Origin of the sequence: Nesterenkonia sandarakina (assembly GCF_013410215.1) — a bacterium.
In the GTDB taxonomy this organism is placed as follows: Bacteria; Actinomycetota; Actinomycetes; order Actinomycetales; family Micrococcaceae; genus Nesterenkonia; species Nesterenkonia sandarakina.
Genome location: NZ_JACCFQ010000001.1, coordinates 1,377,505 through 1,390,778 on the forward strand (window position 1 = coordinate 1,377,505; position 13,274 = coordinate 1,390,778).

A 13,274-nucleotide genomic window follows, 5' to 3' on the forward strand; every position below is an offset into this window, starting at 1 on the left:
CTTCACTCGCCCTGGCGCCGCCGCAGCGTGTGGGCCGCCAGGGCGAGGACGGCGCCGTACTGCATTCCCGCAGCATCCTTGATCGGGATGGGCACCAGATCCGCCTCCTGAAGCTCGGCCTCGGCGAGCCAGTCGGCGTAGAGCTCGGCCAGCTCGGCAGCCAGTTCCTTCGCCGCGATCTCGCGCAGCGCGCGCAGGAACATCCCGCCGAATCGCAGCCGAAGCATGTGCAGGATCCCGGTCAGGCCATGAAGCTCGGCCACGGTGGCCTCACGCTGGCAGGCCGGGTCCGCGGACCTCGCGCGCTGAGACTCCGCGGCCTGACCCAGCAGTGGCAGGAACGCCCGACTGGCGCGCAGCAGCGCAGGTTCGGTGGGCGCAGGTGCAGGTGCAGCGTGTACGGACTCGGTGTGCGCGTCCCAGCGGCCGAGCAGCGCCATGAGCAGCTCCCCGGCCGCAGCCAGCTGGTCGGCCTGGGCTCGTAGTGCTGCGGCGTAGTCCTGCCCGCTGGGGGAGACGTCGTCGGCGAGCAGATGCTTCCACTGCGGCATCTCCGCGACCATGGAGAGCGTGCCGTGGCGGCGCGCATAGCCGGTGGAGGACTCCCCGGTGGATCCCTCCGGAAAGGGATCCAGCCCGAGCGCCTCGACCCAGTCGTAGGCCTCCTCCAAGGTCCCCATGGCGAAGACCCCGGGAGAGAGCACCTTGAAATGCGCGGCCTCCGGCTCTCCCCGGTGCAGCGGAATGCCCAGGGCGGCGGGGAGCTCGCTGAGCAGCTCGTGCAGCGGCTCGAGGTGGCTCGACGGCGCGGTATCGGTGGACGGCGCGGTACACAGCGTGTCGGAGAGGTAGTAGTACGCCCCGCCGGATTCCGCATTGTGCAGCGGCATGTAGAAGTCTGGCCTGGTCAGGTCGATGGCTCGCTGCAGTGCGCGGGTCTCCGGGAGCATCGCATCGAAATGTGCCGCCTTATACCGGAACGGGAAGGTCCACTCCACCTGCTCCGGGCCTGCCGGGCGGTAGAAGTTCTCGAAATACCGGGCCCGGTCCGCCGGGGTCTGGAACCATCCCTGGTTCAGGCGCATCGAGTCCGGGTCGGCACAGGGGATCACATGGAAGCTGGTGGCCAAGGCCCCGTGCAGCTTGGTGTCCTGAAGCAGCTGTCGCACCAGATGCAGCAGGGTCCAGGAGCCGATCGGCTCATTCGGGTGCACCCCGCCGGCCAGCAGCCCGGATAGCCCCGCCGTCGTCGGCCCTGATTCCGGATCATGCTCGGGCCCGGCGATCGAATACAGCAGGATCGGCTCCCCGGCGCGCGAGTGGCCCAACGGGGTCACGCTGAGCTGCTCCGGATGCTGCGCAGCAAGCTCCGCGAAGCTCGCATGCAGCTCATCCACCGTGGGGTAGTGGTGCACCTCAGGCAGCTTCGCGGCCCGGTCCAGGATCTCCTCCCTGGTCAGCGGTTCCAGGGCGGTGAGTCCGCTGGTGTGCGTCACGCGGGTCCTTCCACTTGGTGCGTCAGAGGCAGCTCCCTATCCTAGGGGGATGCGGCACAACCCGGACTACGCGCTCGAGGATCTCGAGGTCATCAAGGAGCTGATCACGGCGCACCCCTGGTGCACCTTCGTGGCCCATCCTGCGGCGGGCCTGAGTGCCTCGCACTACCCCGTGATCATTGATGACCAGGCAGATGCCGACGACGGCGAGCTGGTCCTGCTCAGCCACGTGGGTCGCCCCGATGAGGCCAAGCTCGGGCTGGGCGGCGCCGACGGGGTCGAGCCCGGTGAGCTGCTCGCCATCATCCAGGGGCCCCACGGCTACATCTCGCCGAGCTGGTACGGCTATGGGCCCAATGTGCCGACGTGGAACTTCGCGGCGGCCCACCTCTACGGCGTGCCCGAGGTGCTCTCAGATGCCGAGAACCTGGCAGTGCTGCACCGGCTGGTGGAGCACTTCGAGAGCCGGCTGCCTGACCCGCAGCTGCTGGACTCCAGCGCGGAGACCAGCGACTACGCCCAGCGCATCGTGCGCGGAACCGTCGGGTTCCGGATGCGCGTGACCCGCATCGAAGCCAAGGAGAAGATGAGCCAGGACAAGCCGATGGACTCAGTGCGCACCATCCTCGAGCAGCTGCGCGGAACCGGACCCTACGCCGATCCAGCGCTCGCGGATCGGATGGAGCGGGTCAACGGGGCCGCCCTCGAGGAGGGTGTTCGATGATTCCTGCCTCCGCTGACCTTGAGACACCCAGCCCCGCCGCTCACCCCGAGTCGCTGCTGCTGCGCAATGTGCGCCTGCCCGGAAGCGAGGTCCTCCACGAGGTGCAGCTGACCCAGGGGAGGATCGCCTCGCTCGCGGCAACCGATTCCACCGCAACCGACTCCCTGGACGCCGAGGGGCGCTTCCTGATCCCCGGACTGTGGGACCACCACGTGCACTTCACACAGTGGGTGATCGCTCGGCGGCGGCTCGATCTCGCCGCCACCACCAGTGCGGCGGAGGTGCTGCAGCTGGTGCGCGGTGCGCTCAGCGCCGATCCCGAGCTCAGCGCCGCAGCTTCGCAGGGGGCGGGCGCCGGCGTCGTCGGCTATGGCTTCCGGGACGGGCTCTGGCCCGACCTCCCCTCGCTGAGCAGCCTGGATCAGGCGACTGGCTCGGTGCCGGTGGGACTGATCAGCGGGGATCTGCACTGCATGTGGCTGAACTCCGCGCTGCAGACCCGGCTCGGAGTCTCCACCGACGCCAGCGGGCTGCTGCGCGAGGCCGACTCCTTCGCGGTGATGGACCAGCTCCAGGACCCCGCCTCGCTGACCCCGGAGATCTACCGGCAGACCGCTCAGGCGGCCGCCGAGCGCGGGGTGGTGGGGATCGTGGAGTTCGAGAACGCCGACAACATCTCGGCCTGGCCGCTGCGCACCGCGGCCGGGGTGGACTCGCTGCGCGTACAGGTCTCGGTCTGGCCAGACCGGCTGCAGTCCGCGCTGCTGGCCGGGATCTCCACCGGCGATGTGCTCGACGAGCGCGGGCTGGTGACCATGGGGCCGCTGAAGGTGATCTCCGATGGTTCACTGAACACCCGCACCGCATGGTGCTGGGACCCCTATCCCGAGGTGGACCTGATGCATCCGCACAGCTGCGGGATGCAGACCGTGCCGATGGAGGAGCTCCAGGAGGTGATGCGCCAGGCCCGCGACGGCGGCATCTCTGCGGCGATCCACGCGATCGGCGACCGGGCCAACACCGCCGTGCTGGACGCCTTCGAGGCCCTGGCCATGCCGGGGGTGATCGAGCACGCCCAGCTGCTGCGCTGGGAGGACATCCCACGGTTCGCCCGGCTGGGACTCACCGCCAGCGTGCAGCCGGAACATGCCATGGATGACCGGGATGTGGCCGACGCCTACTGGGCGGGGCGCACCGATCGTGCCTTCCCGCTGGACGCGCTCACCCGGGCCGGGGTCCCGCTGCGGCTGGGCTCCGACGCCCCGGTCTCTCCGCTGGATCCCTGGGTGGCCATCGCGGCCGCGGTGAGTCGAAGCCGGGACGGCCGGGACCCCTGGCACCCGGAGCAGCGTCTGGACCCGACCACCGCGCTCGCGGCAGCCACCCGGGGCGGGACCGCGACGGGCGGCCACCAGGTCCGAGCAGGCGATGCGGCGGATCTGGTGCTGGTGGAGAGTGATCCGCTAGCGGGTGAGGGCTCGGGTCTGCGCGAGATGGGAGTCGCCGCGACGCTGCTCGGCGGTCGGTTGACCTACGACGGGATCAGCTAGCCGGGATCGGCTGCGCGGCGCCAGTGCGGCGTCAGTGCCCGTCAGTCCTTCCGGGCCTGATAGGCCAGCAGGGCCGCCAGGTAGCCGCCGCCAAGCACCACGGTGACCATGCCCACCGGGATCGGCTGAGCCAGCGCCTGCTGCGCGATGAGGTCAGAGCCGAGCAGCACCAGCGCGCCCATCAGCGCCGAGTTCACCAGCGGGATCCCGGGCGAGCGGGCGAGCAGCCGCGCGATCTGCGGGGCCGCCAGGGCGACGAAGGCGATCGGGCCGGTGGCCGCGGTGACCAGCGCGGTGAGCAGCACCCCGATCCCCAGGATCGCGAGCCGGGTCGGTTCCACGCGCACCCCGTGGGAGGCCGCGACGTCGTCGCCGAGCTCCAGCTGACGCAGCGGTCGCACCGCGAGCAGCAGCAGCGGGGTCACCGCGAGCACGATCCCGATCGCCGGCAGGACCGCGGACCAGCTGGTCAGACCCAGTGACCCGGCGCCCCAGATGGCTGCGCCCATCGCGGTCTCGGACTGGGCGCGCAGCAGGATCCAGGAGTTCACCGCATGCAGCGCGGCGGTGATCCCGATGCCCACCACGATCAGCCGGAACCCCTGGACGCCGTCGCGGTAGGCCAGGAGATAGACGATCAGCGCGGTGCCCAGACCTCCGATCAGCGCGCCCAGCGAGGTGCCGATCGCCCCGCCGGCCACGGTCGCGCCACCGAGCCCCACCGTGGCGAGCAGGACACCGGTATACGCTCCGGTGGAGAAGCCGATGATGTCCGGGGAGCCCAGCGGGTTGCGGGTCAGGGTCTGGAACAGCGCCCCGGAGAGGGCCAGCGCGGTCCCGAACACCAGAGCGGCGGTGATCCTGGGCAGGCGCCACTGCAGCACCACGGTGGAGTCGAAGCCGCCGCCGCCGGTGAGCGCCACGAGCACCTCGGCAGGGTTCAGCGGGTAGTCGCCCATCCCCAGGGCGGTGATGCTCAGGATCACGATGCCGGTCAGCAGGCCCGCCGCGACCAGCCAGGAGCGCACCGGACGGTGGGTCAGCCGGGCCTGGCGAGTTCGCGAGCCGGCCCCGGCGCTCACAGCTTCAGCGCCTTGCGTCGGCGGATCAGCAGCACCAGCACCGGGGCGCCGAGCAGCGCGCTGACCAGCCCCACCGGCATCTCCCCGGGCCAGACGATCAGTCGAGCCACGATGTCGGCGGTGAGCATCAGGATCGGACCGAAGACCAGTGAGATCAGCAGCACCCAGCGCTGATCGGCCCCGGCGAAGAAGCGGGCAGCATGTGGGACCATCAGCCCGATGAAGGCGATCGGCCCGGCGATCGCGGCCGCGCCTCCGGCCAGGATGGTGATCGCCAGGATGCTCAGCACCCGGGTCTTCCACAGTGAGACTCCGAGCGCGGCCGCGAGCTCATCGCCCAGCGCCAGCGTGTTCAACCCCTTGCCCAGGGGCAGCGCCACGATCAGGGCCAGCAGCACCAGCGGTGCCACGGTCAGGGTCACGTCGAGTCCGCGACCGGCGAGGATCCCGGCCTCCCAGACCTGCAGCGCGCCGAAGGTGCGCGGGTCCGACAGGCGCAGGGCGCCGATGACCCCGGAGAGCACCGCGGAGAGTGCGACCCCGGCCAGGACCATCCGCATCGGGTCCACCTTGCCCGCGGACATCCCGCCGATCAGCGCCACGGCCACGGTCGCGAAGAACGCCCCGGCCAGGGCGAACCAGATATAGCCCAGCGGGGAGGTGATGCCGAAGCCGACGATCGCAATCGCCACCGCGAAGGCCGAGCCTGCGGAGACCCCGAGCAGGCCCGGCTCGGCCAGCGGGTTCCTGGTCAGCGACTGCATCAGCGCCCCGGCCACTGCCAGCGCGGCCCCGACGACGACGGCGGCCAGTGTCCTTGGCAGCCGCAGGCCTAGCACCGCGTGCCGGTCTGTCGCGCTGACCTCCCCGCCACTCAGCGCCGCCCAGACCGTGTCCATTCCGATGCCGCGGCTGCCGATGCTCACGCTGGCCAGGCACAGCAGCCCCAGGACCAGGAGCCCGAGCAGCAGCGCCAGCGTGGTGCGCGGCGTCGCGCTGCGGCCCAGGGCATGCGGGTGCAGCCCGGGGCGTCCTGGGCGTCTGAGCGTGCCGGATTCAGCGGTCATGCCGGATGAGTCTCGCCTTAGTGGGAAATGGATACTGTCTCGTGCTCTAATTTGTTCTATTCTGGGGGAGTGGTCAACAGGCCATCCTCACATCCTTTCATCACAAGGAGTATCCTCTTGCACGGATCTCGTCGTCTCACCGGCCTCGCACTCGGCGCCGCAGCCGCCCTTCTCCTCTCCGCCTGCGCGGACTCAGCCGGGCAGGACAGCGGCAGCGCAGAAGGCGGCGACGCGAGTCAGGACGCCGGGGCGTCCAGCGGGGCCTACCCGGCCACCATCGACACCGAGTTCGGCGAGGTCACCATCGAAGAGGCACCCGAGCGGGTCGTCGCCCTGGGCTGGGGCGACGCCGAGGTGGCACTGGACCTCGGGGTCGAACCAGTCGGCGCCTCGGACTGGCTGGGCTTCGAGGATCCGGACGGGATCGGGCCCTGGGTGGAGAACACCTACACCGAATCCCCGGAGATCCTCGGCACCCTGGAGCTCTCTTATGAGGCGGTGGCCGCCCTGGAGCCGGATCTGATCCTGGACGTGCGCAGCTCGGGGGACCAGGAACGCTACGACCGACTCAGCTCCATCGCCCCCACGGTCGGCGTGGCCCCCGGCGGAGCGGGCTACCTGACCGAGTCCGAGGACCAGGTGCGCATGATCGCCGCCGCACTGGGCCAGCCGGAGGCGGGCGAGGAGATGCTCGCCGAGCAGGAACAGGCCTTCGCCGCGGCCGTCGAGGAGAACCCGGAATGGGAGGGCCAGACCGCCACGGTGGCCTCCCGCACCGCCGAGGGCTGGGGCGCCTACACGGCGGCCGACGGCCGAGTCGCCTTCATGGAGGACCTCGGGTTCGTGCAGAACCCAGAGATCGCCGAGCTCGGTGGAGAGGGGGAGTTCAGCGTGAACATCTCCGATGAGCAGCTCGAGCTGCTCGACGCAGACCTGCTCCTCGGCTTCCCGATCTTCATCGAGGAGACCGAGATCACCGAGGATGCGGGGTGGACGAGCATCCCCGCCGTGGAGGACGGACGCGAGCTGGTGGTCACCGGAGACCTCGCCAACGCCTTCTCGCTGGGCACCCCCGAGGCGCAGATCTACGCGCTCGATGAGCTCAGCGCCGAGTTCGAGGAGATCCTGGGTCAATGAGTCTGCGCTCAAGCCTCGCCGCGGTGGCGGACCGTGCTGTGGGAGATGGCGACGCCGTCGACCCCGCCACGCTGAATCCGCAGCGCGCCTACGCCACCGTGGTGGCACGGGTGCAGCGGCTGAGTCCGAACTATCTGCGCTTCACGCTCGAAGCCGAGGAGCTGCGGCACTTCCACACCGGCGGGCTGGACCAGCGGATCAAGCTGCTGCTGCCCCGCGCCGACGGCACGCTGCCTGATCTGGGCCTCTTCGACCAGCCGCAGCCGGAGATGATGCAGTGGTACACCACCTGGCGTCAGCTCCCCGAAGCAGAGCGCAACCCGATCCGGACCTACACCGTGCGAGCCATCCGCCCGTGGGCGCAGCAGATCGATGTGGACTTCGTGGTCCACGGCACCGAGGGTCCCGCCTCCGCCTGGGCGATGCGCGCCGAGGTCGGCGACGAGCTGGTGGTCATCGGCCCGGACGGCCGGTCCACCCGGGCCGGCGGCGGAATCGAGTTCGACCCGCACACCGCGCGCGATGTCCTGCTGGCCGGCGATGAGACGGCGGTCCCCGCGATCTGCGCGATCCTCGAGATGCTGCCCGAGCGGGTCCACGGCGAGGCATACCTGGAGATCCCCACGCGCGCGGATGCCCTCGACGTGGCCAACAGCTCCGGGGTGGAGATCTTCTGGCTGCCCCGCGAGGGTGCCGCCCGCGGCGCTCCGCTGACCAGTGCCGTGCAGAACTGGGGCCGGCGGCGCGCGGAGATCTTCGCCCAGCGCCGCGCCTCCTGGCAGCCTGCCCGCGGTGAACCGGTGGGAGCACCCTCGGGCGCCGAGGACCTCGCGGAGCTCGGCGAGGACGACCTGCTCTGGGAGGTCGGGGACGCCGATGGCTTCCGCGAGTACGCCTGGCTGGCCGGTGAGGCCGGTGTGATCACCGGCCTGCGCCGTCACCTGGTCAAGGACGTCGGGCTCAGCCGAAAGCAGGTCTCCTTCATGGGTTATTGGAAGCAGGGCCGCGCCAGCTGAGCGCGGACGGCCTCAGCGCCCGGTCACCAGCTGGCCACGAGTGAAGACGTGACTGATCGAGCTCTCCGGGGTGCTCAGCACGCTGACATCTTCCAGGGGATTGCGCTCGAGCAGGACGATGTCGGCCGCGGCACCCTCTGAGAGCGTTCCGAGGTCCTGACGACGCAGCAGCTTGGCAGCGGTGGTGGTGGCGGAGCGCAGGACCGCGCCAGGAGACTGCACGCGAGCCCGGATGGCGAACTCATGGCTCTGCCAGCCGCGCATTCCTCCGAGCAGGTCAGAGCCATAGGCGATGTTGACGCCCCCCTCGTCGGCCAGCCGCAGCGCTTCGATGCCCGCGTGCAGGACGTTCTCGACCTTGTCCTGACTCTCCTGTGGCAGCCCGTGAGCTGCGCCCTCGGCCTTGAGTCGTTCATAGGTCACCAGAGTCGGCACCAGGAACGCATCGAACTCTCGGAAGAGCCGCACGCTCTCCTCATCGAGCAGGTTGCCATGTTCGATGGAGCGCACGCCGAGCTTCAGGCCCCGGTTGATCGCTCTGGCCGTGTAGGCGTGGCCCAGGGCATAGCGGTTGGCGGCCTCGGCCTCCTCGACGGCGGCGCGGATCTCCTCGTCGGAGAACTGCGTGGAATCCACACGATCTGTGGGTGACGCGACCCCTCCAGAGAGCATGAGCTTGATATGGTCCGCCCCGGTGCGCAGCTGGTGGCGCGCTGCCCGTCGCACCTCGGAGACCCCGTCGCAGACGACGCCCATATGTGGGCAGCACTGATGGGAGTCCATGACCGAGCTGCCAGGTGCGCGCATGTCGGCGTGACCCCCGGTCTGTGAGATCGCTTTTCCGCCGTAGAAGAGCCTTGGTGCCGGGAAGAGCTCTTCCTCGGCGGCTCGGGCCAGTCCGAAATCCGCTCCTCCGGCATCACGCAGCGTGGTGAATCCCCGGCCGAGGGCGTCCTGCATGGAGTTCATCGCAGTGATGGCGAGGTAGGAAGGCGACTCCTCGCCGAGCCGTCCCAGGTCCGCGGTGTTAGCGAGCACGTGGACATGGCAGTCGATCAATCCGGGCATCGCGATCCGACCGCCGGCGTCCAGCGCCTCGGCCTCCGGCTCGGCCTCCCCGCCGATCGAGGCGATACGATCGTGAGCGATCCTCAGGGTGGTGGGTTCAGAGACGGTCTCCGTCTCTGGATCCAAGATTCGCACGTTGGTGATCGCCCGGTGGGAGTTCTCGAGTTGCATCAGACAGCCTTTCTCGGTTCTGGCAGCGCAGATCGTTCTCGCGCGGTCTGGTCAACATAACGATATGCAAAGGACTTTGCAAAGCATGAGTCACAGCGTCTCCACCTGGGTGGACAAACTTGTCGGCGGCCGCAGTCCGTCCCCTGCGTTGGGTCGGGTCGTGGCGGTGCTGCGCGCCGATCCGGAGCTTGCCGCCTTCGCCACCACGGCGCAGCTAGCCGCTGTCGCGCAGGTGAATATCGGGACCGTGACCCGTGCTGCTCAGTTCCTGGGGTTCTCAGGATGGCCGGACCTGGTGCTGGACTACCGCGGGCGCTACCTTGCCACGCTGACCGCCGATCGGATCCTCAGCGGGTCGACCTCGGGGGTGAAGGGGCTGGCGTCGATCATGGAGGACGTGCGGGCTCTGGAGTCGCTTGGGTCAACCTTGGACGACACGGTGATCGAGGCCGGCGCCGAGCTGATCGGCGGGGCCAGGCGTGGCGTGGTGCTGGCTACGGGAATATTCGCCGGAGTCGCCGCTCAGCTGGCCCACGGGGCGCAGCTGCTCGGATGCGACCTCTCGCTCCAGACTGGCGCGGTCTCGGCGCAGATGACCGCCGTGCGACAGCTTGGGCCGGCGGATCTGGTCATCACGTTCAACATCTGGAAGACCACCGAGGCGGTCAACCAGCTCGCCCTCCTGGCCGCCGAGCGCGGAGTGCCGCTGCTGGCGATCGTGGACCGCTCCACCCCTGTGGCGCAGCGGGCGGATCTGGCGATCACGGTCCCCAGTGATTCGTCCCGGTATCTGCCTTCGAGTGTTCCCGCCACCTCAGTCATCCAGGCGCTGCTGATGGGTGTCGCCGAGCGCGATCGTGCGCGAGCCGAGGCCAGCCTGCGTGAAGCGGATGAGATGTGGAGCCGGGTCGGCGTCGTCGTGGACTAGGGCAGAGACTCGGGGTGGAAATACGGTAGTAATGCAATAAATGTTGCAATGCTGTTCGTGGGCCGTCACTATAGACGAGTTCCACGTCACACTCGCCTCTTGGATGGAGTACCGCACCGTGACCAATATCGTCGTCCTCGTCTGCTACCTGCTGCTGATGGTCGCCTTCGCCGCGTGGCTGGGCAAGCGCGCCAAGATCAAGACGGGGACAGACTTCGTCCTGGCTGGACAGTCCCTGCCCGCGTGGGTTCTCGCCGGGACCATGTTGACCACCTTTGTCGGCTCCGGATCGATCATCGGTGGTGCCAGCTTCGTGTTCCAGAACGGGCCGCTGCCGGGGATCTTCTTCTTCCTGGGAACTCTGCTGGGCGCACTCACTCTGGGGTTCCTGGCGCAGAAGATCCGCCGCAAGTCCTTCCACACCGTGCCGCAGCTGCTTCGGACCCGTTTCGGGCGCAACACCGGAACGATCGGGACGATCATCGTGCTGATCGCGTTCATGGGAATCGCCGCCACGCAGTTCACCGGCGCCGGGTACATCTTCAGCCTCATCACGCCGCTGAGCCAGACGCAAGGCGCCATCGTGGCAGTCCTTCTGATCACCTTCCTGGCCCTGGTGGGCGGTCTGAAGTCCGTGGCCTGGACGGACTTCCTCTCCGCCATCGTGATCATCCTCGGACTCGTCGTGGCGCTCGGCTACGTCTTCGTACAAGACCTGGGAGGCTTCGGCACCTACGTGGACCGGCTGGATCCGGCGCTGAGCACCATCACGGGGCCGCTGACGCCGCTGCAGATCCTTGGCTATTTCCTTCCGCTGTTCCTGCTCTGTCTCGGAGATCAGAACATGCATCAGAGGCTTTCGGCGGCCAAGAGCCCCCGGACAGCGCAGCGGGCGGCATTCCTGTTCTTCCTCGGTGGTCTCATGATGATCATTCCGATCATTCTGCTCGCGTCCTCGGCCACGATCGTAAACCCCGATTCCGCGCCTGATATGGCGGTCCTCGGGCTGGCCGCGGGCGGTTTCACTCCGGAGCTGGTCGGCGCAGTCATCCTGGTCACCGCTCTGGCGCTCATCGTGACCACCGGGTCGTCCTATCTGCTGACCTGCTCGGGAAACATCGTCTACGACCTGATCTTCCGGGATAGGGCACGACGCGATGCATCTGCCCCGGGCAGCCAGGTGCTCACGGCGCGACTCGCGGTGATCGTCATCGCGATCTGCGCATATGTGCTCGTCCAGTTCTTCCCCACGTTGCTGGATCTGCAGATGTATGCGTACACGATGTACGGCGCAGCCGTGACTCCGGCGGTGCTCGCCGCTCTGTTCTGGAAGCGTGTCAGCGCTGCCGGAGCCACTGCCTCGATGCTGACCGGTGGAGTGGTCACAGTGCTGTGGGAGCTCTTCGGAGAGGGCATCAACTCTGTCGTCGTCGCCTTCCCGGTCGCGGTGATCGCCTTGGTGGCCGTCTCGCTGGCGACCAGGCCTGCCCCGGTTCTGGAAGACAGCACCGCGGTGCAACGGGAGACCGCTGCGGTCTAGACGGCCTCAGCCCGACCCCCGGGGACGTAGTGCGCCGGGCTCGCGCCCATGGGAGACTGGCGGGGATGGCACATCCCAAGAATCCCCGCAACGAAGTCCGCTCCCGCGACGAGCGTGAGCCGAAGATCTCCGCGCCCAAGTCGGCTGCCGCCCGCAGCGCAGCTGGGGCGCCCAGGACGGCAGCCTCGGGTCCCTCCTCGGACGCGGCGCGCCCGCAGATCCGGCCCAAGGCGGAGGGCTGGCAGCAGCCTATGGACGCCGAGGGGCGACCGAAGCTGCAGTTCGCCCAGCCCAAGGTCAAGCAGCCGCCGAAGCATCTGGCGGACATGACCCTGCAGGAGCGCACCGATCGCGCCAAGGAGCTGGGGATCTCTGGGTTCCGCGCCAAGCAGCTCTCGGTGCACTACTTCCGGCACTACACCTCCGACCCGGAGCAGATGACCGATCTGCCCGCGGAGACCCGCGAACAGCTGGTGGATGAGTTCCTGCCGCCGCTGCTCACCGAGGTCCGCCGGCTCAAGACCGACGACGGCGCCACGATCAAGTTCCTCTGGCGGCTCTTCGACGGTGCCATGGTCGAGTCGGTGCTGATGCGCTACCGCAGCCGGATCACGCTGTGCATCTCCTCGCAGTGCGGCTGCGGGATGAACTGTCCCTTCTGCGCCACCGGACAGAACGGGCTGACCCGCAACATGTCCTCGGCTGAGATCGTGGACCAGATCGTCCAGGCGAACCGGGTGATCGCCGCCGGTGAGCTCGACGCCCCGAATGCGGCCGAGCTCGCCGAGGAGCAGGATCACGCAGCCCTGGGCGAGGAGACCGACTTCGCCGAGTCCGAGGAATCGGCAGCGGCGGGCAAGGGCGCGTCGTCGTCCTCTTCGGTGGGCCCGCAGCGGGTCTCCAACATCGTCTTCATGGGCATGGGCGAGCCGCTGGCGAACTATAAGCGCGTGATGAACGCCGTGCGCCGCATGGTGGACCCCGCCCCGGAGGGCCTGGGCATGAGCGCCCGCGGGATCACCATCTCCACCGTGGGACTGGTCCCGGCGATCCGGAAGCTCGCCGATGAGAACCTGCCGATCACCTTCGCGCTGAGCCTGCACGCGCCCGATGATGAGCTGCGCGATGAGCTGATCCCGGTGAATTCGCGCTGGAAGGCCGATGAGGCCATCGACGCCGCGTACCACTACTACCAGACCACCGGGCGTCGTGTCTCGATCGAGTACGCGCTGATCAAGGACATGAACGACCACCTGTGGCGCGCCGAGCTGCTGGCCGAGAAGCTCAACGCCCGGGGCCGCGGCTGGGTGCACGTGAACCCGATCCCGCTGAACCCGACTCCGGGCTCGATCTGGACCTCCTCGGAGCCGGAGGTGATGCGGGCCTTCGTGAACCGGCTCGAGTCCCTCGGAGTGCCCACCACGCTGCGTGACACCCGCGGCAAGGAGATCGACGGCGCCTGCGGCCAGCTCGCGGCCGCGGAAGAATGACCGGA

11 protein-coding genes are annotated in these 13,274 nt (G+C 68.8%); 7 read left to right on the plus strand and 4 right to left on the minus strand.

Annotated features, from left to right (window positions below; translation table 11 throughout):
* Positions 1 to 2: 2 nt before the first annotated feature.
* Positions 3 to 1,496 (minus strand): M14 family zinc carboxypeptidase, encoded by a 1,494-nt coding sequence (locus HNR11_RS06390; RefSeq protein WP_179441604.1) that lies wholly within the window; start codon positions 1,494 to 1,496, stop codon positions 3 to 5.
* Positions 1,497 to 1,545: 49 nt separating this feature from the next.
* On the opposite strand from HNR11_RS06390, the gene HNR11_RS06395 reads away from it, so the two are divergent.
* Complete coding sequence (locus tag HNR11_RS06395; protein ID WP_179441605.1) at positions 1,546 to 2,220, plus strand: FMN-binding negative transcriptional regulator; 675 nt, start codon at positions 1,546 to 1,548, stop codon at positions 2,218 to 2,220.
* Entirely contained in the window at positions 2,217 to 3,770 is a 1,554-nt protein-coding gene (locus tag HNR11_RS06400; protein ID WP_179441606.1) for an amidohydrolase, read from the plus strand. Before HNR11_RS06395 ends, HNR11_RS06400 begins: the two co-directional genes overlap by 4 nt.
* Positions 3,771 to 3,811: 41 nt before the next feature.
* On the opposite strand, the gene HNR11_RS06405 is transcribed toward HNR11_RS06400, so the two are convergent.
* Positions 3,812 to 4,852 carry an iron chelate uptake ABC transporter family permease subunit gene (locus HNR11_RS06405; RefSeq protein ID WP_179441607.1) on the minus strand — a complete coding sequence of 347 codons (1,041 nt, stop codon included), beginning with the start codon at positions 4,850 to 4,852 and terminating at the stop codon, positions 3,812 to 3,814.
* Entirely contained in the window at positions 4,849 to 5,919 is a 1,071-nt protein-coding gene (locus HNR11_RS06410; protein ID WP_179441608.1) for a FecCD family ABC transporter permease, read from the minus strand. Before HNR11_RS06410 ends, HNR11_RS06405 begins: the two co-directional genes overlap by 4 nt.
* A 117-nt stretch (positions 5,920 to 6,036) precedes the next feature.
* On the opposite strand from HNR11_RS06410, the gene HNR11_RS06415 reads away from it, so the two are divergent.
* Positions 6,037 to 7,056, plus strand: coding sequence for an ABC transporter substrate-binding protein (locus tag HNR11_RS06415; RefSeq protein WP_246310337.1), 1,020 nt, complete (start codon positions 6,037 to 6,039; stop codon positions 7,054 to 7,056).
* The gene (locus HNR11_RS06420; protein ID WP_179441610.1) at positions 7,053 to 8,072 is read left to right on the plus strand and encodes a siderophore-interacting protein; all 1,020 of its coding nucleotides are present in this window, start codon (positions 7,053 to 7,055) and stop codon (positions 8,070 to 8,072) included. The genes HNR11_RS06415 and HNR11_RS06420 overlap by 4 nt, the downstream gene beginning before the upstream one ends.
* A gap of 12 nt (positions 8,073 to 8,084) precedes the next feature.
* Here HNR11_RS06420 and HNR11_RS06425 read toward each other — a convergent pair whose 3' ends face one another.
* Positions 8,085 to 9,311 (minus strand): metal-dependent hydrolase family protein, encoded by a 1,227-nt coding sequence (locus HNR11_RS06425; RefSeq protein WP_179441611.1) that lies wholly within the window; start codon positions 9,309 to 9,311, stop codon positions 8,085 to 8,087.
* An 85-nt stretch (positions 9,312 to 9,396) separates the two neighbouring features.
* Here HNR11_RS06425 and HNR11_RS06430 point away from each other — a divergent pair, with 85 nt between their 5' ends.
* From HNR11_RS06430 to rlmN, 3 genes are all read left to right on the plus strand, one after another.
* Positions 9,397 to 10,239, plus strand: a complete 843-nt coding sequence (locus HNR11_RS06430) for a MurR/RpiR family transcriptional regulator (RefSeq protein ID WP_179441612.1) — start codon at positions 9,397 to 9,399, stop codon at positions 10,237 to 10,239.
* Positions 10,240 to 10,342: 103 nt separating this feature from the next.
* The gene (locus HNR11_RS06435; protein ID WP_179441613.1) at positions 10,343 to 11,779 is read left to right on the plus strand and encodes a sodium:solute symporter family protein; all 1,437 of its coding nucleotides are present in this window, start codon (positions 10,343 to 10,345) and stop codon (positions 11,777 to 11,779) included.
* Between the two features lie 251 nt (positions 11,780 to 12,030).
* Positions 12,031 to 13,269, plus strand: coding sequence for a 23S rRNA (adenine(2503)-C(2))-methyltransferase RlmN (gene rlmN / locus HNR11_RS06440; RefSeq protein WP_179442891.1), 1,239 nt, complete (start codon positions 12,031 to 12,033; stop codon positions 13,267 to 13,269).
* Positions 13,270 to 13,274 lie beyond the last annotated feature (5 nt).